The organism is Bradyrhizobium sp. BRP22 (assembly GCF_020194175.1).
Taxonomy (GTDB): domain Bacteria; phylum Pseudomonadota; class Alphaproteobacteria; order Rhizobiales; family Xanthobacteraceae; genus Bradyrhizobium.
This window is the reverse complement of record NZ_JADYVX010000014.1, coordinates 1-25120: the sequence shown is the minus strand read 5'-3', so window position 1 is coordinate 25120 and position 25120 is coordinate 1. Positions and strand designations below refer to the sequence as shown.

Genomic DNA, 25120 nt, shown 5'->3' with positions numbered 1-25120 from the left:
CCGCGAGGCCAATCATCGATGCAGAAGCCCAAAGTCGTCGTCGTCAGTCAGCACTATCCGCCGGACCAGAGCACGACTGCGGCGATCATGGCTGCGATAGCGAGCCGCCTCGCCAACGAGGTGGACGTGCTGGTGCTGTCGGGATGGCCGGGCTCGGCGTCGAAATCGGCAGCCGATCGGCCAGCGGTCGAGGAGATCAAGAACTGGATGCCGGGCAAGGCGGCGCTCCTCAAGCGCGCGACCGCCGAGCTTCTGTTCACCGTGCGCACCTTCTTCGCCCTTCTCAGGCGGCTTGAGCCCGGCGACATTGCGCTGACCGTGACGGCCCCCTTCGTGCTCCCTTACGGCGTCGCCGCCGCGGCCAGGTTGAAGCGTGCGCGGTCGATCCTGATCCTGCACGATCTGTTTCCGGAGGTGCTCGTCCTGAGCGGCCTGCTGAGGCCGGGCTCAATCGTCACCAGGGCGATGCGCGCGATGAACGGGCTGATGTTCCACGCGTTGACCTCCGTCGTCATCATCGGCCGCGACAGCGAGAAGTTGCTGCTGAGCTATCGCGGCATGACGCGCGACAAGATCGATTTCATTCCAAACTGGACCACCATCACACCCGCGGTTCGTCCGGTTGCGGCCGACAATCCCTTCCGTCGCGGGCTGGACCGCCGTTTTGTCGTCGGCCTTTCCGGCAATCTCGGCTTCACCCACGATCCCGTGATCGTGTTCGAGGCCGCGCGCCTGCTAAAGGATGACCCCACCATTCACTTTCTGCTTTCGGGCTGGGGTATAGGGTTCGACGAACTGAGGGCGATGCAGTCCGAGGCCAAGCTCGCCAATATCACGTTGGTGGACCGTGTTGCGGACGGGGAGCTGCAGGATTTTCTGTCGGCCGCCGACGTCTGGCTCATTCCTTATCGCAAGGATGTCGCCGGCGTCTCCGTGCCGAGCCGGTTCTACAATCTGCTTGCCGTGGGTCGGCCGGTCATCCTCGTATCCGAGCCGGAGGCCGAAGCCGCGCTCACGGTGACCGAGCACGATCTCGGGCGGGTTGTGACGCCAGGCATGCCGGAGCAACTGGCCGAGGCGATCCGCGCGGCATCGCGAACTCCCGATCCGACGCTGTCGGAGCGCGCCGTCGCGGTGGCGGGGACCTATAGCCCCGAGCGCGCCTTGACAGGATACGCGGCCCTCATTCAGAGACTGATCGGATCGGAAGGGCGGTGTCGGAGCAGCGGTCGTGAGTAATGACGAACCCGTGGTGCTGGTGACGGGAGCGAGCGGGTTCGTCGGGCGACATATGGCGCCGGTGCTGGCGCGCAACGGTTGGGTGGTGCGCCGCGCCGTCCGCAAGCCGAAAGCCGCCGCCGACGAGGCGACGATCGATTCGATCGGTCCGGTGACCGACTGGCGCGCCGCGCTCGCAGGCGTCGATGCGGTCGTGCATCTGGCGGCGCGCGTGCATCACAGGCACGAGGAACACGCCGTCGAGCTCTATCGCAGCGTGAATCTCGAAGGCACGTTGCATCTGGCCCGCTGCGCGGCCGATGCCGGTGTCCGCCACTTCATCTTTGTCAGCACCGTGCTGGTACATGGCCGAACCACCGACGGCCGCAGGCCGTTCAACGAGAACGATGTCCTGACGCCGCGCGGCCTCTATGGAATGTCGAAAGCGGCCGCCGAAGCGGGATTGAGGCATTTGGCGCAAAGCAGCCAGATGAAGATCACGGTCGTTCGGCCGCCATTGATCTACGGCTCCGGTGCCAAGGGCAATCTGGCGCTGCTCGAAAAGGCGATCGGTGCCGGAATTCCGCTACCGTTTGCCAATGTGAGCAACCGTCGTGCGTTCGTCTCTGCGGAGAACCTGACGTCATTCGTGCTGCATCGGCTCTCGCATCCGGACGGCCAGTTCAACATTTTCCTGGTCGCGGATGACGAGCAGGTGTCGACGCCCGAATTCATCGAGCGCCTCGCCGCCGCGGCCGGCAAGCCGGCGCGCCTGTTTTCCATGCCGCGGCTGGTGTTGCGTTCATTGTTCAGCATCACCGGCCGCAATGAGGCCAATGAGAGCCTGTTCGGCTCGCTCGAACTCGACCTGTCCAAGGTCGCATCCACCGGATGGCGGCCGCTCATCGGCCTCAACGAGGGCCTGAGGCGGGCCCTGCACGGTGTCGATCGCTGATCCAGGGCGCGGTTCGTTGGCGCGCAGCCACAACTCGATTGGCGCAAATTGACGAAGGCCGACGAGTGGGCGGCAAGTTTGTCGTAGCGCGTCGCCGCACGATGAGATTGCTTATTTCTATTGAAGAACGTTCGACCCGGTTACCGTCAAGACCTGGAAGATGCCGTTGAGGAACGGCTCGGCAGTCGAACTTGACCTGGCCTGCTACCGAGAGGTTTAGTCGCTATCCACTCCAAGGCAGACTTGTTTTGCTCGCTTTGAGTTTTGCTGCTTATGACCAAATCAGGCATTCCTGAGCCGTTATCTCGGATATTGATTTGGATCAATGGATGCGCACCTGATACTGACACTCTTAAATTAGTACAACCATAGACAGCAAACAACATAGTCCGCCCAATGATGCGGGCAAGCGAATGGTGAGCGGATCATTCTCGCCGGTCGGCAGATTTGCTCAGTGCAAAGCGCGAGAATTGCCGCACGCTCATAGCACGGAGGCCAGCTATGCCCACACGTCGCGATACCCTTTCGCTCGTTCCTGCGGGTCTTCTGATCGCGGGAGGTTTGGCCAACACAACCGTAGGCTTCACCGGAGTGGCTTCAGCGAGCGAACGACCGGCGGACATCAAGAGAACTCGAATTGGTGACCTGCGGTACGAAGCGGGATTCCCGACTGCCGAAACTGTTAAGAAGCTGTACGACGAACTCGATTTCCAGCGCGCTGTGCTGGCCTACCAGTATGTGGACCCGCTCGTCGCAATGAACGAGTTGAACGCGGGACTGCAACAGGCCGGCGGGAGCGAAGGAGACTGGTATCTCCTTCAACATTTCCTCGATCCGCATGGTATCGCGCTGACCGGCAACAGCACGACGATCTACGCGATGGGCTTCCTCGATCTCAGGAAAAACGGTCCGATGGTGGTCGAGGTTGCGCCCGGTTCGTATGGCGCGTTTTTTGATTTGTGGCAGCAGACCATCGCTGGTGTCGGCCCGATCGGTGAGGACAAGGGCAAGGGCGGAAAGTTTCTCATTCTTCCCGCCGGTTTCAACGAGACGGTCCCCGAGGGCTATTACCGGGTCATATCGCCGACGTCGCTGGCCGCGTATTTTGCTCGCGGTATCGTCCGGAATCGCGATGTTGCTGGAGCCGCAAAGAGCTTGGAGACAACGCGCATTTACCCGCTCTCTAAGCGAAATGATCCGCCGAAAACAACAGTCGTGCTGACCTCGGGCAAGAACTGGAACTCGATTGCGCCGGAAGGCTTCAAGTATTGGGAGCGCGCCGCGGAAGTCGCCAACTATGTGGGCCCAAGCGAGGACGGTGCGTTCCTGCTGTCCTTGCTCAAATCGCTCGGCATTGAACCCGGCAAACCCTTCGGGCCCGACGCACGGATGAGACAAATCCTCACCGAGGCAAGTGACGTTGCGTGGGCGATCGATCAAGCCATCAGCATGGCGCCGCGTCTCAAGGACGTCGTCTACTACCCGGGCACGCAATGGGAGTTCGTGCTCATGCTGAACCCCGCCTTGCGCGGCAGGTACTGGAGCGACCTTGAGGCGCGGATCAACTATTATTTTCAGGCGACAATGGCATCGCCTGCGATGAAGGAGAAGCACATCGGCGAAGGCTCGCAGTATCTGCGCTCCGCACGTGACAGCAAGGGTGATTGGCTCAACGGCTCCAACCAGTATCGGCTGCGCGTCCCAGCCAACATGCCGGTGAGGGAGTTCTGGTCGGTGACGGTGTACGACTTCGAGACGAGGTCAATGATCCAGACCGACACCGACGTGGCGGCCAAGTCGACCTACGACAAGCTTGCGACCAATGGTGGCGGGTCGATCGATCTGTACTTCGGACCGACAGCGCCCGCAGGCAAGGAGAGCAACTGGATCAAGACGTTGCCGGGACGGGGTTGGTGGGTGTGGTTCCGCCTCTATGGCCCGACCGAGGCATTCTTCGACAAGTCGTGGCGCTTACCGGATTTCGAGAAGGTCTGACAGTCATTGCTGAGTTTCACCTTTATGCTGCCTTGCCTGGGAAGGAGCAAGTCATGAGAGTCACAGCATTGGTTTTCAAATTGCGCATCAGCCTGGTTGCGGTCGTCACGGCATTTGGACTTCAGGCGGCAACAGCGGCTGAACCGACCTGGTTCGCGAACTAGCCAATTCGCCGTTTCCGGAGGGACAACCAACCAGCGAAGCAGCGCAGACCTTAAAGGATGAACTGCTATTCCAGCGCGCAACACAGACGTACATGTGGGCCATGCCAGCAATCATGACGCTGGGCATGCAGGCCGGATCGGAGAAGGCATTCGGCGCGGGTTACAACGTCTTGCCAATCTGGAAGTCTCTCACAGATGCCAAGACCCTCGTATTCACTCCGAACACGGTGACCATGTACGCCGTGGGTTACCTCGACTTGGGCAAGGACGGTCCGCTCGTGATGGAGTTGCCGCCCAAGCTGCAAGGTTTCCTTTCGGATTACTGGGGCGTTCCTATTCCGGTGGAGGGCGCAAAGTTTCGCAGGTGATGTCGGCTTCGCTGGACCGGACCACGGCGAAGGTGGAAGGTTTTTGCTCGTACCTCCGGGCTATAAGAGCGACGTGCCGAATGGCTATTACGTTTATCGCTCGGCAACAATGAACGTCCTGGTGACCTTGCGCGCGTTCGTGGCGAATCCAAAAGAGCTGGGGCTTGCTGTGGAGCACCTGGATAAAACGAAAGTCTATCCACTGAATGACAACGCCGCCGCGAAGCCGATGAAATTCCCTGATGCCTCGGCGGTCAAGCTGAACCTGTTGCCAAGCACGGACAGCACCGCATTTGACCAAATCAAACAACTTCTCGACAGTGAAGGTGAAAATCTTGCCAGCCCCGATTGGCTCGGCATGTTGGCGTCAATCGGAATTGTCAAAGGCCAGCCCTTCAGGCCGGATGCACATACCCGCTCTATTCTCGACAAAGCGGCAATGACCGGGTTCAAGACGGCTCGCGTCCTCAGCTACGACCCGGTTGTGAACGGCGTTTCCCAAGTCATGTACCCGGACCGGCACTGGATCAACCCCTTCACCGGAGGGACTCGCGCACACCCATCCGGACCCTGGAACCTTTCGTGGATCATGCGGTCCGGCGGATATCGCGCCCTAGATGCGCGGACGAGCTTCTTCAGCTATAGCTGGGGGGTAAGCCCCGGGATGTTCACATTCACACCCGGCGAAGGTGCGATTTACGCGATTGTCGCCGTCGATAGCCAAGGCAAACCGTTGTCGGGAAGCAACGACTATCGCCTGCACCTGCCAGCGAACATTCCGGCCAAGCTATTCTGGAACGTCACGCTGTACGATGCCTTCAGCGCCGCGCTCTACGACAATGGTCAGGAAGCGCCGGCGTTGGGGTCGCCTCAAAAACCCGAACAGAACGTCGATGGAAGCACGGACCTTTACTTCGGACCAAAAGCGCCCGACGGAAAGGCCCGCAACTGGCTGCCGACCGCTCCCGGCAGAGCGTACATGGCAATTCTTAGACTCTACTTCCCGACCGAAGCCGCGATCGACAAGAGCTGGAAACCGGGCGATTTCGAAGAGGTGAGATAGCGACGCTGATGCCCGCTTTTGTGAAGGTTTTCGGATGCCGGCCGCTTCGGTGCGGCAGGCGCTATGGGGATTTGAGCGCCGCGGGCGAGCTCGTTGATTGGGATCGAGTCGGCCCGACGAGTTGCGCGACGGTGAAGTCGCTGACGAATGCGCGGCGGATGGCCTTGAACTCCACAAGTTGTCCGACGATTTGCGACGGCTGGTGGATATCTGGGCGCGCTCTGCCGTGGCCGGTCGAGAGCCAGCGAGCGCGGCGAGCGGATTTGCGGGATTGCGGCACGGTCATGAGGTGTCGATCCTGATGTGGTTCGTTGGAGCTGTCGGCCGATGCCGTGGCATGCCGGGCCACCGTCGCGGAAGATGTCCGCAACCTCCAAGGCCGGGCGCGACACGCGTGCGTCAGCCGGGCGGCCGGACCTCCTTGAGCTTGAGCGCGATGTGCTCCAGCGGGCTCATGACCTCGCTGATCGTCTTGGTGGCGACGCGGGTATAGAGCGCCGTGGTGTCGAGCTTTGCATGGCCGAGCAGCACCTGGATCACGCGGACATCGATGTTCTGCTCCAAGAGGTGGGTGGCGAAGCTGTGCCGCAAGGTGTGCAGCGAGACGCGCTTGCTGATCTCCGCCATCTGCGCGGCAGCGTGACAGGCGCGATTGAGCTGGCGCGTGGTCATCGGCTGCCCCGGATCCACCGCTCGCGGCCAGATGCAGTTGGTAGCGGCGCACGTCCTCGAAGCTCGCCGTGTCGGGTGATCGCCCGAGAAACGCGGCGAAGTTCTTGCCCCTCTGCACGTAGTCATGTTGGGTCTTCGGCGCGAACTTGCGGATCGTCATGTCCTCGATCATGCGCCGGCGCAACGGGCTTACTGTCTCGTCGGTCATGGGATGCTCCTGTCTTGGGTGAAGGTTGCGAACCCCTCATCCCAAGACAGGACGCCCCGTTGCGCTATCCTCTTGGCTCCGCCGCCAGCCGCTGGCGCCTACCGCGCGAGCGGTTTAGTCCACTGGCCCAAAGCTGACATTGTGAAGTCGAGCTTCAATGCTGCCTCCCGACCAACGCGGGCATGGGCGCTGAATACCCCAAAGCCGATCACACACTGTTTGTAGCTTTGCGCCACGTTTTATCGCCGCGCTTTGGACAAGACAGCCACCTCATCTTATTGTCGCCGGAGGATGGGGCGCGGCATGACCATGAAACGAATCATTATAGGCTGCTGGCTGGCACTCCTGGCTTGTCTGGTGTTTTTCCCGGTTCGTTACGTTCTGGTCGAGCCGGGCAAGATTGACCGGGCTTACAACAAGGTGGTGCCGATCCAATCCAACATCACGGCGCAAGCGAAAGACATACAAGCCACGCTCAATGTGGCGGACATGCATGCGGACAGCCTCTTATGGAAACGCGATTTGCTCGAAAGGTCGAACATTGGTCATGTCGACCTGCCGCGATTAATTGAGGGACACTACGCGCTGCAGGTGTTCTCGTCGGTAACGAAATCTCCTGAAGGTCAAAATTACGAGTCAAACAGCGCCGAAAGCTTCGATGTCCAGACGTTGACGAGCATTCTCTACCTGCAACCAATACGAACGTGGCGCTCGGGGCTCGAACGCTCCTTATGGCATGCGGAAAAGCTCCATAGCTTTGCCAGCAAGTCAGATGGAAAACTGAGGATCATCCGCACCCCACAAGATATCGAGCGCTTAATTCTTGATAGGCAGGGCGGCAGTTTAGTTGTGGGCGGCATGCTCTCTGTTGAGGGCTTGCATAATCTTGAAGGCAAGCTCGGAAACCTTGACGTCCTTTATGCTGCTGGTTTTCGAATGGCTGGGCTTACTCACTTCTTTGACAACGAGGTTGCGGGCTCAATGCATGGAGTCAACAAGGGCGGCCTAACTCCGCTTGGAAGGAAGGTCGTCCGTCGCATGGAAACTTTGGGGATGGTGGTAGATGTCGCCCACGCAAGCCATGCGACAGTTGCAGATGTGCTTGCGCTGGCCACTCGCCCAGTCGTGTCTAGCCACGGCGGTGTCCAGGCAATTTGTAAAGCAAACCGCAATCTCAGCGACGATGAAATACGAGGGATTGCCAAAACTGGAGGCGTGATTGGTATAGGCTTCTGGGAAGGCGCGATCTGCTCAACGAAGCCAAAGGATGTAGCTCGCGCCATAGCCTATGTTCGCGATCTCGTTGGTATCGACCACGTCGGTTTGGGCTCGGACTTTGACGGGGCCACCACCACTGCATTTGACGCAAGTCAAATCGCGAGCATAACTCAGGCCCTGCTCGACGTGGCCTATCAAGCGACGACATCCAAAAGGTCATGAGCGAAAACGTGCTGCGGGTGCTTCGCGAAGGGCTAGTAGTGAAGAACCGATGATAATCGGTACTGTCCGGCCATAGCCCCCTTAATACAATGTCGGCAATGGCTCTTCTGCGACCTCCGGCAACGTACGCTATTGGCGGACAGGCGGGCATCAGGCGCGCCTAACCCAAGCATTCCGATTTATGAGTGCCCAGCCTGGTTTTTTGTTCGAGCCTTCCGGATCATGGCTAGAGCGTTTTCGGTTCTGATTGAATCAGAACCGGAGCTCTAGATTCTTGTTTTGACGCGTTTTCTTCACGCGAACCGGTATCCACTTCGCTCGAAAACGCTCTAGCCGGCCGGTCGTTCCCGCCGGCGCGAAAACCGGTAGAGCAGCCACGCCACCGCGCCCGCGCCCACGACCAGTAGGACGAAGCTCGCCGCTATCGAATCCAAGCGGATCGACAACATCGCGAGCAGCACCAGCCCGACATTGAGCGCAAAGACCTCGCTGACGATCCGCGTCACCGAAAATCCGTTGTCGGTGGCGCGCTGGTAGAAGTGCGAACGGTGCGCCGCCCAGAACGGCTCGCCCTTGATCAGCCGGTGCAGCAGCGTGATCGTGGCATCAGCCAGATAATACAGCGGCAGCAGCAGCGCTGCGGCGACGTGCTGGTGATAGGCGAGCTCGAGCAGGCACCAGCCGAGCAGGAGCCCGATCGGCAGGCTGCCGACGTCGCCAAGGAAGATCTTTGCCACCGGACGATTGAAGGGAGAAAAGCCGAGCAGCGCGCCGCACAGCGCCGCCGCCACCAGCGCGGTCGAAGGTGGAACCTGCTGCCAAAAGCCGAGCAGTGCGACTGCCGCCGTGATCGGCACCGCTTCTGCCGCCGTCATCAGGTCGAGCCCGTCCATGAAGTTGACGAGGTTCACGAACCAGAGCCCCGCGATGAGCAGCAACCCGCGCTCGATCCAGAACGGGACCGCCGGCACGATCCTGAGATCGCCGGGCGCCGCAAACACCACCACGGCCGCCGCCAATCCCTGCAGCAACAGGCGCGGCAGCACGGGGACGGGCTTGACGTCATCGGCGAAGCCGACGGCCGCGATGAACAGGGTTGCGCCGAAGACCGCGAGGGGGATTTCGAGGGTGCCGCCGCCGCCGAGTGCGACGAGCGCGCCCGCCACGACCAGCGTCGCCACGATCACGGCGATGCCTGCGCCCTGCGGCGTCGGGATGCGATGGGACGAGCGCGCATTCGGCTTGGCGAGCGCCACGCGCAGCAGCATCGGCCGCAGCAGCCAGATGAGCAATGCCGACAACAACGCAGCAAGCGCCGCGGCGACCAGCGAAAGCGCGATATCGGCGTTGGTCATTCGATCGGCGACAGCGATTGTTCGGGGACCGCGATCGGCTTGTCACCTTGCGCTTTCTTTTCCGCGCTGAGAATCCACACCAGCCCGCCAAACGCGCCGACGATGAACGACACGGCGCCGAACAGCAGCGAAACGTTGACGCCCTCATTGGCCGCCAGTCCGGCATAGCCGAAGGCAAGACCCATGCTCGCCTCGCGCACGCCCCAGCCGGCAATCGAGATCGGCAGCATGGTGATCAGCATCACCGGCGGCACCAGTTGAAAGATCTGGCCGAACAAGAGCGGCGCGGAAATGGACTGCACCACGCACCAGGCGATGACGACGGTCAGCACGTGAACGAGCAGCGAGAGCACCGCGATCTTCGGGCCGCGGTCCCGGCTGAACAGCACCCCGTTGGCGATGACGGCGCAGGCGTGGATGTGGTGCGTCCCCCACCAGCGCTTCAGCCACGGCCACTTCAATGCACCGAGCAGGAGAAAGCCGCCGCCGGCTGCAAGCGCCGCGAAATCGACCAGCAGCAGCGCCGATCGTCCGTGTGGATCGGTGATCAACCGATAGCTCCACGGCAGGCTCGCGACGATGAGCACGGCGAGCGCGATCAGGCCGATGGCGCGGTCGACGAAGATCGAATAGGTCGCCGCGCGCCAGCCGGCGCCGGCGCGCGCGACCAGCCAAAGCCGCACGGCATCGCCGCCGATCGACGACGGCAGCGTCTGATTGAAGAATGTTCCGATCACATTGAAGCGCATCGCCTGTCGCGTCTCGAGCGGCGCGCCGCACTCGGCGCTGATCTCGCGCCAGCGCAACACGCCGAGGAATATCTGAAGGAAGGTGATCGCGATCGCGAGACCGATCCAGCCCAGGCTTTCGACGCGCAGGCGCGCGGCGAGGTCGTACAGGTTGACCTTACGGAGCGAGAGGTAAAGCAGCGCAGCCGAGATCAAGATCTTGATGGTCGAAAGCAATATCCGGCGCATCTCGTCCGCGTTTGTCAGGTTCGAGAAAGACATCAAAAACGGCGCAAATCGGCGCCGCGCGCCGAATTTCGTCGCCTTGGTATGGGTTTAGGACCGATCTTGCAATAGCCGTTCGATCGCCCTTGCGGCGCACTCGAAGTGGCGGGTAAAGAGGGCCTGAACGGGGCCGGCCGGGTTGCCCAGGCGCTTGGCTCGCATGCTCATAAAGGTTTACGCTGCCCACAAAAATTCATCTGAAAGGGCTAAACGGGGTGGTAGCGCTTGGGGACGGTAATCCGGCCCGCAAGGGCCGTCACGTGCCGCTGGTCACGTCCGTGACCCCGGGACATGTCGCCGATGTCGACAATGTGAAGGGACGTGGACATTGGTTCTGGGCATCCCTTCGGAGCATCGGTTCCGGGCTTCGACCGGGCACGATGGGGACGTTAACTATCGTCGGGCAGCGGAATCATTCCAGAATTCGAGGTTAGGATGGACCGAATTATTCCATTGATCATGTGCGGCGGGGCGGGCACGAGGCTGTGGCCGGCGTCGCGCGAGGTCCATCCGAAACAGTTCCTGCCGTTGTTCGGGACGCGCTCGACATTCCAGGAGACGCTGCTCAGGGTGTCGGACCCGGCTCTGTTCGAGCGGCCGATCGTGATCACCAACAACGCCTACCGCTTCATGGTGCTGGAGCAACTGGCCGGCATCGGACGCGAGGCGGACGTGCTGCTGGAGCCGGCGCGGCGCGACTCCGGCCCGGCGATCGCAGCCGGCGCAGCCTTTGCACAAGCGCGCGACAGGGAAGCGATCGTGCTGGCGCTCGCCGCCGATCACGTGGTTGGCGACACCGAGGCCTTCGTCGCCGCCTGTCGCGAGGGGCTGGCCGCGGCGAAGGCGGGCCGCATCGTGACCTTTGGCGTCAATCCCGAACGCCCGGCCACCGAATACGGCTATATCAGCCCCGGCGATACCATTTCGGGGCAGGTGCGCGCGGTCGCAAAATTCGTCGAGAAGCCGGACGCCGCAACCGCGGCTGACTACATCACGTCGGGCTATCTCTGGAACAGCGGCAACTTTATGTTCCGCGCCGCCGTGCTGCTTGACGAGTATCGCAATTTCGATACCGCGAGCGTGCAGGCGGTGAGCGATGCGGTGACGACCGCTCTGCGCGATCTCGGCTTCGTCAAGCTCGATGCCGATGCGTTCGGATCGGCGAAGGCGATCTCGATCGACTATGCGGTGATGGAAAAGACCGCGCGCGCGGCCGTGGTGCCGGTGTCCTGCGGCTGGTCGGATGTCGGCTCCTGGCACGCGGTGTGGGAATTGTCCGACAAGGACGGGCAGGGCAATGCCGCGCGGGGCGCCGCAGTCTTCGAAGATTCGCGCAACTGCAACGTCTCGACCGACCGCGCGCTGGTGGCGCTCGAGGGCGTCGACGACCTCGTCGTGGTCGCGACGCAGGATGCCATCCTGGTGTCGCGGCAGAAGGATGCCAACGGCCTGAAGCGGCTGGTGGCGAAATTGAAGACGGTGGCGCCCGAGGTCACCGAGAACCACATCAAGGTGCATCGGCCCTGGGGCTCGTACCAGTCGGTCGACAACGGCGAACGCCATCAGGTCAAGCGCATCATCGTCAAGCCGGGCGAGCGGCTGTCGCTGCAGAAGCATCATCATCGTTCCGAGCACTGGATCGTGGTCCGAGGCGCTGCGCGCGTCACCGTCAACGAATCAGTGAAGACCGTGCACGAGAACGAGTCGATCTACATCCCGATCGGCGCCGTGCACCGGCTGGAGAACCCCGGCAAGATCCTCCTCGAATTGATCGAGGTGCAGACCGGCAGCTATCTCGGCGAAGACGACATCATCCGCATCGAGGACGATTATCAGCGCACCTGACCGTTGCGCAGCACGCCCGTTTCGTCCCGGCGGCCGGCCAGATCATGTAACCGTTTGAATCAAAACGTGTCCGGATTTGCGTGTTGGCATTCGCCACATTTGTGACGGCATGCTATAGCCTTTACATGATGATGCTTCGGGGAAAGAAAGCACGTCAGGACAAGGGGATAGGGCTGCGGCCTGATTCGGTGGAGTCGGGTTGGTCCGGGGAAGAACGCACAACCGATGGGCGCCACCAGAAGTCTGTTGGGGTAATCACATGAGTTCCAAAGGGTCAGGGTTGGCCGCAAAAGCCGGAATCAGACGTGCCTTGCGCGTCGGGGTGATCGGCGCGGGGGTGATGGGCAGCAACCATGCCCGCGTGCTGGCGGGATTGCCCGAGGTCACGCTGGTGGGGATCGTCGATCCCCTGGCTGAACACCGCGCGCGGGCCATTGCGCTGGTCGGCTGTCGGGCTTTTGCCACGCTCGATGAACTGCTCGCCGAAGGCGTCGATGCCGTGACGATCGCGGCGCCAACGCATCTGCACCACGAGATCGCGCTCGCCTGTATCGCGCGCAATATCCATATCCTGGTCGAGAAGCCCGTCGCTTCCACGGTCGAGGAGGGCAACGATATCGTCGCCGCCGCGCGGCAGGCCGGTCTGACGCTGATGGTCGGCCATGTCGAACGCTTCAACCCGGCGGTTGCCGCGATCAAGCAGGCGATATCGGGCGAAGACATCCTCTCGATCGGCATCACCCGCGTCGGTCCGTTTCCCCCGCGCATGTCCAATGTCGGCGTCGTCATCGATCTCGCCGTCCACGACATCGACCTGATCCGCTGGTTCACCGAGTCTGAAATCGTCGACGTGCAGCCGCAGCTTTCGAGCGCGGTGGCCGAGCGCGAGGACATCGCGCTGCTGCAGTTCCGCACCGCCTCCGGCGTTCTCGCGCATATCAACACCAACTGGCTGACGCCGTTCAAGGCGCGCAGCGTCACCGTCGCGACGCGCGGCAAATATGTGATGGGCGATCTGTTGACCCGGCAGGTCACCGAGTGCTTCGGCTTCAAGCCCGACGGCAGCTATTCGATGCGGCATCTGCCTGTCGGCCACGACGAACCGCTGCGCGCCGAATTGATCGCCTTCCTCGATGCGGTCAGATGCGGCAAGGAGCCGGCGGTATCAGGCAACGAGGGCGTTGCAAGTCTCGAGATCGCGATCAAATGCCTGGAGGCGCCGGCCACACCGGCCGCCACCACCATCGCCCGCAAGGCCCCGCGCCGCGTCGCCGGCTGACGTCATCACACGCTCGTCCCGCAAGGTCCCATGAACCAGCATATGCGTCCAGAACCCATTCCCTTCATCGACCTTGCCGCGCAGCGCCGCCGGCTCGGCAATTCCATCGATGAGGCGGTCTCCCGCGTGCTCGCCCATTGCCAGTTCATCAATGGGCCGGAAGTGACGGCGCTGGAGGCCGAGCTTGCGAAGTTCTCCGGCGCAAAGCATGTGGTGACCTGCGCCAGCGGCACCGATGCGCTGTTGATGGTGCTGATGGCGAAGGAGGTCGGCCCGGGCGATGCGGTGCTGTGCCCGTCCTTCACCTTCTGCGCCACCGGCGAATCGGTGGCGCTGACTGGTGCCACGCCGGTTTTCGTCGACGTCGATGAGACGACATTCAACATGGATGCCGCTTCGTTGAAGCGTGGCATCACCACCGCCAGGGCGCGGGGCCTCAAGCCCGTCGGCGTCATTCCGGTCGACCTGTTTGGGCAGACCGCCGATCACGATGCGATCGCCGCGATCGCCAAGGCCGAGGGCCTGTTCGTGCTCGATGACGCCGCCCAGGGCTTCGGCGCCAGCTACAAGGGGCGGCGGATCGGCACTTTCGGCCTCGCGACGGCGACCAGCTTCTTCCCGGCAAAGCCGCTCGGCTGTTTCGGCGACGGCGGCGCGATCTTCACCGATGACGACGAACTCGCGCAAACGCTGCGCAGCATCCGTGTGCACGGCCAGGGCTCCGACAAATACGACAATGTGCGCCTCGGTCTGACCGGGCGGCTCGACACCATGCAGGCGGCGGTGCTGCTCGAAAAGCTCAGGGTATTCGAGGACGAGATCGCCGGGCGCAACCAGGTGGCGGAGCGCTATGCGCGCGGGCTCGGCAACGTCGTGACCGTTCCGCGTCTTGCCGCCGGCTGCGGCTCGATCTGGGCCTGCTACACCATCCGCCTGCCCGAGGGCATCGATCGCGACGGTTTTGCCGCGGCGCTGAAGGCGCAGGGCGTGCCCACCGCGATCTATTATACGAAGTCGATGCATCAGCAGACCGCCTACCGCGACTTCCCGGTGGCCGACGGTGGTCTGCCCGTCAGCGAGAGACTTTCGAACGACGTCATCAGCCTGCCGATTCACGCTTATCTCGACGAGGCAACACAGGGGCGAATCATCGAGGCGGTGCGCGGCGCGCTGTCTTGATTTCGCCGCTTTGGGCGCGGCTTCACGTCACAGCAAAATTAGCCGTTCGGGTCTGATGCCATCGGCGGCAAATATGCGCTAGAAGCACCCCATGCTTGGGCGCATCTTCACGGTCGGCGGCTATACCCTGCTTTCGCGACTGACGGGGCTCGCGCGCGACATCATGCTCGCGGCGATCCTCGGCGCCGGGCCGATTGCCGACGCCTTCCTGGTGGCCTGGCGGCTGCCGAACAATTTTCGCGCGATCTTCGCCGAGGGCGCGTTCAACACCGCCTTCATTCCCGCCTACGCCCATGTCCATGGCAAGGGCGGCGACACCTCCGCGCGATTGTTCGCCGACCGCATCTTCACGCTGCTGTTCCTGTCGCAGCTGATCCTGCTCGCGCTGGCCTGGGCCTTCATGCCGCAGGCATTGCGCGTGCTTGCGCCCGGCTTCACCGATGAGGCCGAGCAGCGCCAGCTTGCGATCGAGCTCACCCGGATCACCTTTCCGTATCTGCTGCTGATCACGATGGTGACGCTCTATGGCGGCATGCTCAATGTGATGCAGCGCTTTGCCAGCGCCGCCGGCGCATCGATCCTGCTCAATCTGTCGATGATGGCGACGCTGGCGCTGGCGGCGTTCTTCCCGACCGCGGGGCATGCCGCGGCCTGGGGCGTGCTGATCTCCGGTTTCCTGCAATATTTCCTGCTCGCGGGCGATCTGGCGCGCCACGGCACGCTGCCGCGCTTTGCCATGCCGCGGCTGGACGAGGACGTCCGCAACTTCTTCCGCGCGATCGGGCCGGCGACACTGGGCTCGATGGGCACGCAGGTCGCCGTGTTCGCCGACACCATCATCGCGACGTTCCTGGCGGCGGGCGCGTTGTCGGCGCTGTATTACGCCGAGCGGCTCTACCAGCTGCCAATCGGCGTGATCGGCATTGCCGTCGGCACGGTGCTGCTGCCGGAAATGTCGCGGCGCATCACCGCCGAGGATACCGCAGGCGCTGCGGCCTCGCAGCGCCGCGCGTTTGATTTCACCCTGCTTGCGACCGTGCCCTTTGTCGCGGCCTTCCTCACCGTGCCCGACATCATCGTGCGCGCGGCGTTTGCGCGCGGCGCGTTCACCAATGCCGACGCGGCGGCCGCGGCCGCAACGCTGGCGGCTTATTCGATCGGCCTGATTCCGTTCGTGATGATCCGCAGCGCGGTTGCGGCGTTCTACGCCCGCAAGGATACCGCAACGCCGGTGAAGGCGTCGTTGACTGGGCTCGGGGCCAATCTGTTGTTGAAGATCGGCCTGATGGCCCCGCTCGCCCAGATCGGGCTTGCGCTCGCCACCGCGGTCGGCGCCTGGATCAACCTGCTGCTGGTGCTCGGTTTTGCGGTGCGCGCCGGCTATCTCGAGCTCGATCGCCGCCTGCTGCTGACCTTTGCTAAATTCGCCGTCTCCGGGCTCGTGCTGGCGGCATCGCTTTGGGCGACCGCGCGATTCGCGGCGGTCTATTTCGCGCAGATGCATGTGCTGCGCGACGAAACCATCCTGCTGCTCCTGATGGCGGTCGGGGCCTTCGTCTATGGCTTCTGCATCCTGGTGCTGTTCGGGCGCGGATGGCTGTTCGCCCTAAGGCGCGGATAAGTTCTCAAGTCAAATCAGCTTTTTGTTGCGGTGCTTCCAAGGTCCGCAATTCGCGGTTTGCGCTTCTTTCCCAACCGCGCCAATATGTCGGGAAACACGCCGCCACGGCGTGGACAACGCCAGCATGGCGTAGACAACAACGACAATTGGAGTGACGATGGCAGCCCCCATCAAATTCGGCGTCGGCCAGAGTGTACGCCGCAAGGAAGACGACGCGCTCATCCGCGGCAAGGGCCGCTATACCGACGACGTCGCGCCGCAGCCGGCGTTGCATGCGCTGGTGCTGCGCTCACCGCATGCGCATGCGAAGTTCACCATCGACGTCACCAAGGCGCGCGGCCTGCCGGGCGTCAGCCTGATCCTGACCGCGGCTGAGGTCGCCGCCCTCGGCGATCTGCCATGCCTGTTCAACCTGGAGACCGATCCGTTCACCGCTCCGCCCTATCCGATCCTGGCCAAGGACGAGGTGCGCCATGTCGGCGATGCTGTTGCCTTCGTCGTTGCCGAGACCATCGACCAGGCGCGCGACGCGATCGAGGCGATCGACGTGCAGTGGACGCCGCTGCCGGCCGTGATCGGCGTCGTCAATGCCGTGAAGCCCGGTGCGCCGCAGGTCTGGCCCGACAAGCCGGGCAACGTGCTGTTCGACGTCTCGATCGGCGACAAGAAGGCGACCGAAGATGCCTTTGCCAAGGCGCATGCGGTCGCGGAGATTTCGATCGTCAATCCGCGCATCGTCACCAACTTCATGGAGACGCGCGCAGCGGTCGCCGAATATGACGCCAAGAAGGATCATCTGACGCTGACGATCGGCAGCCAGGGCAGCCATCGCCTGCGCGACATCCTTTGCCAGAACATCCTGAAGATCCCGGTCGAGAACATGCGGGTGATCTGCCCCGATGTCGGTGGCGGTTTCGGCACAAAACTGTTTCCTTATCGCGAATATGCGCTGGTCGCGGTCGCCGCGCGCCAGTTGAAGAAGACCGTCAAGTGGACGGCAGATCGCGCCGACCACTTCATGGGCGACTCGCAGGGGCGCGACAACGTCACGACCGCGAAAATGGCGCTCGCCGAGGATGGCAAGTTCCTGGGCATGGACGTCGACCTGATGGGCGACATGGGCGGCTATCTCTCGACCTTCGGCCCGTATATTCCGCATGGCGGCGCCGGCATGCTGCCGGGCCTCTACGACATCCAGGCCTTCCATTGCCGCGTCCGCACCATCTTCACCAACACCGTGCCGGTCGACGCCTATCGCGGCGCCGGGCGGCCGGAGGCGGCTTACGTCATCGAACGCCTGGTTGATGCCGCCGCGCGAAAGCTCGGAATGACGCCCGATGCAATCAGGCGCAAGAATTTCATTCCGCCGAAGTCGCTGCCCTACAAGACCGCGACCGGGAAGGTCTACGACTCCGGCGACTTCGCCGCGCACATGAAGCGCGCGATGGAGATCGCCGAGTGGAAGGAATTTCCCAAGCGCGCCAGGGCGGCGAAGAAGCTCGGCCTGGTGCGCGGCATCGGGCTTGCAACCTATGTCGAGATCTGCGGCACCATGGGCGAGGAGACCGCGAATGTCGCGCTCGATCCCAATGGCGAGGTCTCCATCCTGATCGGCACGCAGTCGAGCGGGCAGGGCCACCAGACCGCCTATGCGCAGATCGTCGCCGAACAGTTCGGCGTGCCGCCGGAGCGTGTCCACATCCTGCAGGGCGACACCGACAAGATCGCGACCGGCCTTGGCACCGGCGGCTCAGCCTCGATTCCGTCGGGTGGCGTCAGCGTGCAGCGCGCCACGGCTGCGCTCGGTGACAAGTTGAAGGAGATCGCGGCGCAGGCGCTGGAAGCCAGCGCCGGCGACCTCGAGATAACAGACGGCGTGATCCGCATCGCCGGCACCGACCGCTCGATCAGCTTTGCCGACCTGGCAAAACGCCCGGGCGTCGATCCGTCGAAGCTGAATGCCAGCGCGACCTTCGCCAGCGCCGACGGCACCTATCCGAACGGCACGCATCTCGCGGAAGTCGAGATCGATCCGTCGACCGGCATCGTCAAGATCGTGAACTATGTCATCGTCGATGATTTCGGCGTGACACTGAACCCGCTGCTGCTCGCGGGCCAGGTTCACGGCGGCGCGATGCAGGGCATCGGGCAGGCGCTGATGGAGCAGGCTGTCTACAGCGCAACCGATGGCCAGCTCGTCACCGGCACCTTCATGGACTATGCGGTGCCGCGCGCCTCCGACGGACCATCCTTCGTGTTCGAGACCCACAACGTGCCCTGCGCCACCAATCCGCTCGGCGTCAAGGGCGCGGGCGAAGCGGGCGCGATCGGCTCGTGCCCGGCGATCGTCAACGCGATCATCGAAGGGCTGTGGCGCGAATACAAGATCGACCACATCGACATGCCCGCCACCCCCGAGCGAGTCTGGATCGCGATCCGCGAGGCGCAGCGGCGCCATAATCTCTGATGACGATCCCGTGCGCGGGAATAAACGCCTGCGCACGGGTTCTACTGGAGAGGTCGCGGGCGCAACGCGCGCGCGGCGGCGTCCGGCAAGACTTCACGAAAAGGAGAATTCGCCGATGAAGCGGATGGTTATGGCGGCGTGCGGCGTGCTGCTCGGTGCAAGCGCTGTCATGGCGCAGCAGGAGGTTGCTGTCCAGCAGCAAAACCTGATGCGGGCGCAGGCGAAGAGCATGTACAACGTGATCGGGAAAATGGTGAAGGGTGATATCCCCTACGACCAGAAGGCGGTCGATACGGCACTCGCCGATCTCGAAACCGACGTCGCCAAGATCGCGAACGTCTTTGCCACCAATCCCAAGGAACACGTGAAGGACGCCACCTACGCGGCGTCGCCGAAGATCTGGCAGAACAAGGCCGATTTCGATTCCAAGATTCCGCCGGTCGCAAAAGCGATCGCCGATGTCAAGGGCAAGGTCAAGAATCTCGACCAGTTGAAAGTGGCCTACACCACCATCAACGACCGCTGCGGCGGCTGCCATGACATCTATCGCGTCAAATTGAAATGATGCGGCGCTTCACCTCTCCCGCGCGCGGGAGAGGTCGCTGCGCTTCGGCGCAGCGGGTGAGGGCTCTCTCACTCGGGGAGTCCCAATGCGGAGACACCCTCACCCCGACCCTCTCCCGCAAGCGGGAGAGGGAGCGCAGCTTCGTCGCGGCCAGTACTGGTTTGCTTCACTATAGGCACGAAATGAGAAAGGCGGATGCCGAAGCATCCGCCTTCATCGATCAGCATCTGTCGCTGGCTTACTTCACGACTTGGCCGCGGATTTCGCCGCCTGGATTGGCTGCGGTGTGGATGTTCACGTAGTACTTGCCGGCCAGGAAATCGGCGGCCTGCGCATCCGTCAGCGTGGCGCTGCCTTCGGCAGGGCTCGAGGCGATATTCGGGATCGGGACCGCGACGCCGCTGTTCTTGCCGGCTTCGGCGGGCCCATGGAAATGCGCCATGGTGGCGGGACCGGTGAGGCCGGAATAGGTCACCTTCCAGCTCAGTTTCTTGGTCGCGGGATCGTAGTCGATATCGGCGGTGCCGGTTCCGCTGCTGCTGTTCGGCGGCACCTCGGATTTGCTGTCCAGCGGCACCTTGTACTTGTCGGCGGAAGCAGGGCCCGCAAACATGATGGCGGCCCCAAGAGCGAGCGTGGCAAGCATGGTCTTGTTCGGCATGGTCTTTCTCCCTGTTGGCGTCGGATGAGTGTCAGCCTCGAAACAACGGCCTTTACGCTTTATTCCCGGAATCGCCGAGAACGCGAAAAATTTCCTGTAAGCGGATGGCCGAAACACTCGCCATATTGGTTGCTCCACCTCGCTCGAAAACGCTCTGATGACAGGTCGGACCATGTTGCGACGAATATTTCCTGCGGTCATCATCCTTGTCGGTATTGGCGTCTATTGGTGGCTGACCATGCCTGCGACGATTTTGGCCAGCGCGCTGCCGGCCTATCAGCCCGACGTCGGTAACGGCGCCACCATCTTCAACGCGGGCGGATGCTCGTCCTGCCATGCCGTGCCCGACCAGCCCGATCGCACTCGGCTCGGCGGCGGGCTCGCGATCCCGTCACCGTTTGGCACCTTCTATGCGCCGAACATCTCGCCCGATCCCAACGACGGCATCGGCCGATGGAGCGAGGCCGATTTCGTCACCGCGGTCATGAAGGGCACCTCGCCGGACGGCGTGCACTTTTTCCCGGCGTTTCCCTACACCTCCTACCAGCATGGGAAGGTGGAGGACGTCCGCGATCTCTTCGCCTTCATCAAGACGCTGCCGCCGGTCGCCGGCAAGGCGCGCGGTCACGACGTGCCGTTTCCCTTCAACATCCGCCGCAACATCGGCGTGTGGAAATTCCTGTTCATGGACGGTAAGCCGTTCACGCCGGATCCGACGCGCTCCGCGCAATGGAATCGCGGGGCCTATCTGGTGAACAGCTTCGGCCATTGCGCGGAATGTCACAGCCCGCGCAATTTCCTGGGTGGTATCGTCAGCGCACAGCGCTTTGCCGGTGGACCCAATCCGGAAGGCGAGGGCTGGGTGCCCAACATCACGCAAAAAAATCTCGGAGACTGGAGCGCAAAGGATTTCGCCTATTTCCTGAAGACCGGCGAACTGCCGGAGGGCGACAGCGCCAGCGGATTGATGGCACGCGTGATCAAGAACACGTCGCAATTGTCGGACGAAGACCGCGCAGCGATGGCGGACTATCTGAAGTCGCTGCCGCCGGTCGAGGGTCCCACCCGGCCCAAGCGGAGCGAGAGCTAGAGCATGATCCGGAAAAGTGGGAGCGGTTTTCCGAAAAAGATCATGCTCAAACAAAGAGCTAGAGCGGGATGACGATTCGAAGAAAAGTCATCACGCTCTAGGCGCTGCGCGTCGCGGGAAGCAACGGCAGGAAAGCAGCTCAAGCTTCCTGCAGGATTGACCGGACGCGCGCTGCCAATTCGGACATGCGGAACGGTATCTCGATAATCGGAAATTCGCCTACCGCTTGATGTTGTTCCAGCACCTCTCCCGCGTAGCCCGAGGCAAGCAGGATCTTGATGCCCTTGTTCAACCGCCTCGCTTCGCGAGCAACCTCAATGCCGTTAACTCCGTTTGGCATCACGATGTCGCTGAGCAGGAAGTCAAATTCTTCGCTCCGGAGCATCCGAACTGCGTCCGCGCCGTTCCGAGCGGAACGAACCTGATAGCCCGACCTGATCAGCATCGCCGACGTGAGGTCCAGAAGATCATCGTTATCCTCGACAACCAGGATTCGCTCCGAGCCGGTGGGTAACGCTTCGGTTTGGACGTCCCCCGTTTCGACGGCAGGCTCTTGGGTGGCTTTGGGCAAGTAGAGAGCGACAGTAGTCCCCTTTCCCAATGCGCTCTCGATGGTGATGTGCCCCCCGGACTGACGGACAAAGCCGTAGACCATGCTGAGTCCGAGCCCGGTGCCTTTGCCAACTTCCTTGGTGGTGAAGAAGGGCTCAAACACCCGGCCACGCACCTCGGGGGACATTCCAGAACCGGTGTCTCTCACCGACAGCCTGACGTATGATCCGGGCACGCACCCCGCGACGCCGCCTTCGTTCACGACGATGTTCTTCATCTCGATGTCGAGCACGCCGCCATTAGGCATGGCGTCGCGCGCGTTCAGGGCCAGATTGAGAAGGGCGGTCTCCAGCAGCGACGGGTCGACATGGCATAGCCACAACCCTTCATTGGTCCATACCTTGACCCGGCAAGCTTCCCCAACAGCTTTGCGAAGGAGTCCCTGGAACTCGGAAACAAGCTGGTTTGCGTTGACCGGTTTTGAATTCAATATCTGCCTTCGCGAGAAGGCGAGAAGCTGCGCCGTCAGCTTGGCTCCACGATCAACGGCACGCCGCGCAGCCGCAGCGAAGCGCCGGGTTTGACCCATGTCGTTGCCGGCCTCGATGAGTTCGAGATTCGCCGAGACCACCGTGAGCAGGTTGTTGAAATCGTGCGCGATGCCACCGGTGAGCTGGCCGACGCTCTCCATCTTCTGGCTCTGATAGAACTGCTCCCTCGCTTCGGATAGTTCGTGCTCACGGTGCTCCAGCGCATCGGCCATGGCGTTAAATGCGCTCGCGACCCGTGCGATCTCGGAGTTGCCCGGGATATCCACGCGCCGGTCAAACTCGCCGAGCCGCCATCGGTTGGCGGCGTCTACCAATTGCGCAAACGGGCGCTGGATGAACCGCCGAGCGCCCCACGCCGTCAGGACGAGGACAATCAGGGCGCTCAGAGCGATGAACAACAGGTCGCGCTGCGTGCGATGTTCGATCCTGGTGAAAGTCTGTGCCCTGTCGAGGCCGAAACTGACAAGAAGATCTTGCTCCACAGCGGAAAAGCCGACAATCCTTCGCGTGCCGTCAACGTTAACCATTTCCACCACTGTCCCGTTGTGGAGAACCGGATCTTTGCCCGCAGGCAGTTTCTTGCCGACGTACAGGCTATTATCAGGATAGCGAGCGAGACAGATGCCGTTGCGGTCCGTGATGGCGAGCGCGGCTCCTTCCGGGACAGCCTTTTTCGCGATGTAGTCAGCGAGCCAATCAAGGCTGAGAGCCGCTATTACGACGCCTCCCATGCGGTCCTCATTGTCGTAGAATGGCAGCGCAAACTGAAGGACGCTTTGACCAGTGGATCGGCCGATTGCGAACTCTCCGACGGTAAATTTTCTGGTCTTCACCACCGTCGCGAAATAGGTTCGTCCAGCCGCGGTAGTTGACTTATGCTCCATGGTTGAGTCGCAAAAAGAGCTGCCATTCATGTCGACCACGATAAAGACGATGAACTCCGGGTATCGTTGCTTGATCCTGGAAAGATAGGCGTTGCATCCCTGGACGTCCTTTGCCTTTATCGCCGGAAGCTCGGAAAGTGCGATCAAAGCCTGACGAACGCCCTGGACGATCTGCTGCTGTTCAGCGGCCGCGAGCTTGGCGAGCCCGAGTGCCTCGTCGTGGACTTCAACTTCGCGCGTGCGACGCAGGTCGATCTCATTGTAGGCCTGTACAGCGATTGACGGCAGCATCGCCGCAGCCACCAGCACGAATAGGCGTGACAGCAGACTACTCATTTCGACCTTTTCCCACGCATGATCGGGCGTCCGACCGACCGTACCCAGTCCACCGACGGGTGCCATTGCATGAAGCGTTCTCTCAACGGATGATGCCATTGAGCGGTGGAGCTGTTCCGAGCCCTGATTGACCCGCGCGTCGCGGGGAGGTGACGCGGAGGTGGACCCATGGCCGTGGAGGCGGGTTGGCTCATGTCGATGCCAAAGAAGGATGGTGGGGCGACGCGAAGACTGGCGGCAGTGAGCCATAGGCAGGCACACGGGCAGCAATCAGCCAGAGATGTCAGCAGCCTTGGGAGCCATTAAGCATTCCGGCCGAATGCGGCGCCGTCGGACCGGGCACTCGACATCGCTGGAGCTGCAATCGTCGTCGACTGGCCCCATACGCCCACACTTCCGCGTGAAAGCGAAGTGCCGGGCAAACGGTCGAGTTTGCGCTGGCGCGTCAAAGCGCTGATAGAGCAACTGTCATTGAACTGCCGTCCCGCTACCAATCTTCTGCAGAAGAGGCTGAACCGGCCGTATTGCAGAGCTGTTTCAGTCCGTCGGGAAACGGTTGCAATTGTAGGCGAGCGGCCCAAAAAACTGGCGCGGAACGGCAAGGACGCGCGCCCTAGAGCATTTTCGGTTCTGATTGAATCAGAACCGAAGCTCTAGATTCTTGTTTTGACGCGTTTTCTTCACGCGAACCGGTATCCACTTCGCTCGAAAACGCTCTAGGTGGTCCCGAACGCCTTGAAGGTGATGATGGTGTGGGTGTCCTGGATGCCAGGGATGATTTGCACCTTCTCGTTGACGAAGTGACCGATGTCGGTGTCCTTGTCGACGTAGAACTTCACCAGGAGATCGTAATCGCCCGCGGTCGAGTAGATCTCGGAAGCGATCTCGGCCTCCGCCAGCGCATTGGCGACGGCATAGGACTGGCCGAGCTTGCACTTGATCTGGATGAAGAAGGGAACCATCGCTGTCGTCTCCGGGGCAGGGTCGCCGGTCCATAGAGCCAAATTCCCCGTGCGATGGCAAGCCAGCTTGCCGGCCCCGGTCCGCCGCGCTAGGAGGGACCATGGTCTTATGGCTACCCCACTGCGCGGCAGTTCTTCGATGACCCCGATCGCGCTTACCATCGCCGGTTCGGATTCCTCTGGCGGCGCCGGCATCCAGGCGGATTTGAAGACGTTTGCCGCGCTCGGCGTTTACGGCGCCTCCGTCATCACCGCGCTGACCGCGCAGAACACGATGGGGGTGCGTGGCATCCATCGGGTGCCGTCCGAGTTCGTGACCGCGCAGATCGATGCGGTGTTCTCCGATCTTGCGGTTGGCGCGGTCAAGATCGGCATGGTGGCGGAGCTTACCATCATCGAGGCGATCGCAGCCGGGCTCAAGCGCTGGTCGCCGAAGCACATCGTGTTCGATCCGGTAATGGTTGCGACATCGGGCGATCGCCTGCTTGCCGCGGAAGCGGTCGATGCGTTGCGCACGAAATTGATCCCGCTTGCGTCCTTGATCACCCCGAACCTGCCGGAAGCCGCCGCATTGCTCGATGAACCGATGGCCTCGGATGAGGCCGCCATCGAGAGCCAGGGCAAGCGGCTGCTTGCGCTCGGCTGTCAGGCGGTGCTGATCAAGGGCGGGCACGGGC

Annotated in this window: 20 protein-coding genes and 1 pseudogene; 14 read left to right on the top strand and 7 right to left on the bottom strand. The window is 62.2% G+C overall.

The window, feature by feature from the left end; translation table 11 throughout:
• The first annotated feature begins 18 nt into the window (after positions 1–18).
• The 5 genes from I6F35_RS18805 to I6F35_RS40530 all read left to right on the top strand — a co-directional run bounded on the left by I6F35_RS18805 (position 19) and on the right by I6F35_RS40530 (position 5763).
• Entirely contained in the window at positions 19–1239 is a 1221-nt protein-coding gene (locus tag I6F35_RS18805; RefSeq protein ID WP_225119155.1) for a glycosyltransferase family 4 protein, read from the top strand.
• A complete protein-coding gene (locus tag I6F35_RS18800) occupies positions 1232–2173 on the top strand; it encodes an NAD-dependent epimerase/dehydratase family protein (protein WP_225119154.1) in 942 nt (313 codons plus the stop codon). Before I6F35_RS18805 ends, I6F35_RS18800 begins: the two co-directional genes overlap by 8 nt.
• 501 nt (positions 2174–2674) lie before the next feature.
• The gene (locus I6F35_RS18795) at positions 2675–4168 is read left to right on the top strand and encodes a DUF1254 domain-containing protein (RefSeq protein ID WP_225119153.1); all 1494 of its coding nucleotides are present in this window, start codon (positions 2675–2677) and stop codon (positions 4166–4168) included.
• Between the two features lie 277 nt (positions 4169–4445).
• Entirely contained in the window at positions 4446–4700 is a 255-nt protein-coding gene (locus I6F35_RS40205; protein WP_275945472.1) for a DUF1254 domain-containing protein, read from the top strand.
• Positions 4651–5763, top strand: coding sequence for a DUF1254 domain-containing protein (locus tag I6F35_RS40530; protein ID WP_346283184.1), 1113 nt, complete (start codon positions 4651–4653; stop codon positions 5761–5763). Before I6F35_RS40205 ends, I6F35_RS40530 begins: the two co-directional genes overlap by 50 nt.
• A 61-nt stretch (positions 5764–5824) precedes the next feature.
• Here the strand turns inward: I6F35_RS40530 and I6F35_RS18780 are convergent, their stop codons facing one another.
• Both I6F35_RS18780 and I6F35_RS18775 read right to left on the bottom strand, forming a co-directional pair.
• Positions 5825–6049 (bottom strand): hypothetical protein, encoded by a 225-nt coding sequence (locus tag I6F35_RS18780; RefSeq protein ID WP_225119152.1) that lies wholly within the window; start codon positions 6047–6049, stop codon positions 5825–5827.
• A gap of 113 nt (positions 6050–6162) precedes the next feature.
• Positions 6163–6643: pseudogene (locus tag I6F35_RS18775) on the bottom strand (tyrosine-type recombinase/integrase).
• A 303-nt stretch (positions 6644–6946) separates the two neighbouring features.
• Between I6F35_RS18775 and I6F35_RS18770 the strand changes: the two are divergent.
• Positions 6947–8083: a dipeptidase gene (locus I6F35_RS18770; protein WP_225119151.1), complete on the top strand. Its 1137-nt coding sequence runs from the start codon at positions 6947–6949 to the stop codon at positions 8081–8083.
• A gap of 329 nt (positions 8084–8412) precedes the next feature.
• Here the strand turns inward: I6F35_RS18770 and I6F35_RS18765 are convergent, their stop codons facing one another.
• A complete protein-coding gene (locus I6F35_RS18765; RefSeq protein ID WP_225119150.1) occupies positions 8413–9438 on the bottom strand; it encodes a glycosyl transferase in 1026 nt (341 codons plus the stop codon).
• Entirely contained in the window at positions 9435–10415 is a 981-nt protein-coding gene (locus I6F35_RS18760) for a lysylphosphatidylglycerol synthase transmembrane domain-containing protein (RefSeq protein WP_225119149.1), read from the bottom strand. The genes I6F35_RS18765 and I6F35_RS18760 overlap by 4 nt, the downstream gene beginning before the upstream one ends.
• Before the next feature lie 471 nt (positions 10416–10886).
• On the opposite strand from I6F35_RS18760, the gene I6F35_RS18755 reads away from it, so the two are divergent.
• From I6F35_RS18755 to I6F35_RS18730, 6 genes are all read left to right on the top strand, one after another.
• On the top strand, positions 10887–12296 hold the full coding sequence (locus I6F35_RS18755) for a mannose-1-phosphate guanylyltransferase/mannose-6-phosphate isomerase (protein WP_225119148.1): 1410 nt from the start codon (positions 10887–10889) through the stop codon (positions 12294–12296).
• Between the two features lie 259 nt (positions 12297–12555).
• On the top strand, positions 12556–13575 hold the full coding sequence (locus I6F35_RS18750; protein WP_225119147.1) for a Gfo/Idh/MocA family oxidoreductase: 1020 nt from the start codon (positions 12556–12558) through the stop codon (positions 13573–13575).
• 30 nt (positions 13576–13605) lie between these two features.
• The gene (locus I6F35_RS18745) at positions 13606–14754 is read left to right on the top strand and encodes a DegT/DnrJ/EryC1/StrS family aminotransferase (RefSeq protein WP_225119146.1); all 1149 of its coding nucleotides are present in this window, start codon (positions 13606–13608) and stop codon (positions 14752–14754) included.
• 91 nt (positions 14755–14845) lie between these two features.
• Entirely contained in the window at positions 14846–16375 is a 1530-nt protein-coding gene (gene murJ, locus I6F35_RS18740; protein ID WP_225119145.1) for a murein biosynthesis integral membrane protein MurJ, read from the top strand.
• 157 nt (positions 16376–16532) lie between these two features.
• Complete coding sequence (locus tag I6F35_RS18735; protein WP_225119144.1) at positions 16533–18842, top strand: xanthine dehydrogenase family protein molybdopterin-binding subunit; 2310 nt, start codon at positions 16533–16535, stop codon at positions 18840–18842.
• Between the two features lie 115 nt (positions 18843–18957).
• Positions 18958–19407 carry a cytochrome c gene (locus I6F35_RS18730; protein WP_225119143.1) on the top strand — a complete coding sequence of 150 codons (450 nt, stop codon included), beginning with the start codon at positions 18958–18960 and terminating at the stop codon, positions 19405–19407.
• A gap of 238 nt (positions 19408–19645) precedes the next feature.
• Here I6F35_RS18730 and I6F35_RS18725 read toward each other — a convergent pair whose 3' ends face one another.
• On the bottom strand, positions 19646–20068 hold the full coding sequence (locus tag I6F35_RS18725) for a CHRD domain-containing protein (protein WP_225119142.1): 423 nt from the start codon (positions 20066–20068) through the stop codon (positions 19646–19648).
• A 172-nt stretch (positions 20069–20240) separates the two neighbouring features.
• Between I6F35_RS18725 and I6F35_RS18720 the strand changes: the two genes are divergently transcribed.
• Positions 20241–21158 carry a cytochrome c gene (locus tag I6F35_RS18720; RefSeq protein ID WP_225119284.1) on the top strand — a complete coding sequence of 306 codons (918 nt, stop codon included), beginning with the start codon at positions 20241–20243 and terminating at the stop codon, positions 21156–21158.
• Between the two features lie 139 nt (positions 21159–21297).
• On the opposite strand, the gene I6F35_RS18715 is transcribed toward I6F35_RS18720, so the two are convergent.
• Both I6F35_RS18715 and I6F35_RS18710 read right to left on the bottom strand, forming a co-directional pair.
• Positions 21298–23481, bottom strand: coding sequence for an ATP-binding protein (locus I6F35_RS18715; RefSeq protein WP_225119141.1), 2184 nt, complete (start codon positions 23479–23481; stop codon positions 21298–21300).
• Between the two features lie 716 nt (positions 23482–24197).
• Positions 24198–24443 carry an Lrp/AsnC ligand binding domain-containing protein gene (locus I6F35_RS18710; protein ID WP_225119140.1) on the bottom strand — a complete coding sequence of 82 codons (246 nt, stop codon included), beginning with the start codon at positions 24441–24443 and terminating at the stop codon, positions 24198–24200.
• A 139-nt stretch (positions 24444–24582) separates the two neighbouring features.
• On the opposite strand from I6F35_RS18710, the gene thiD reads away from it, so the two are divergent.
• A partial coding sequence (thiD, locus tag I6F35_RS18705; protein ID WP_225119139.1) for a bifunctional hydroxymethylpyrimidine kinase/phosphomethylpyrimidine kinase occupies positions 24583–25120 on the top strand: 538 nt, incomplete at its 3' end.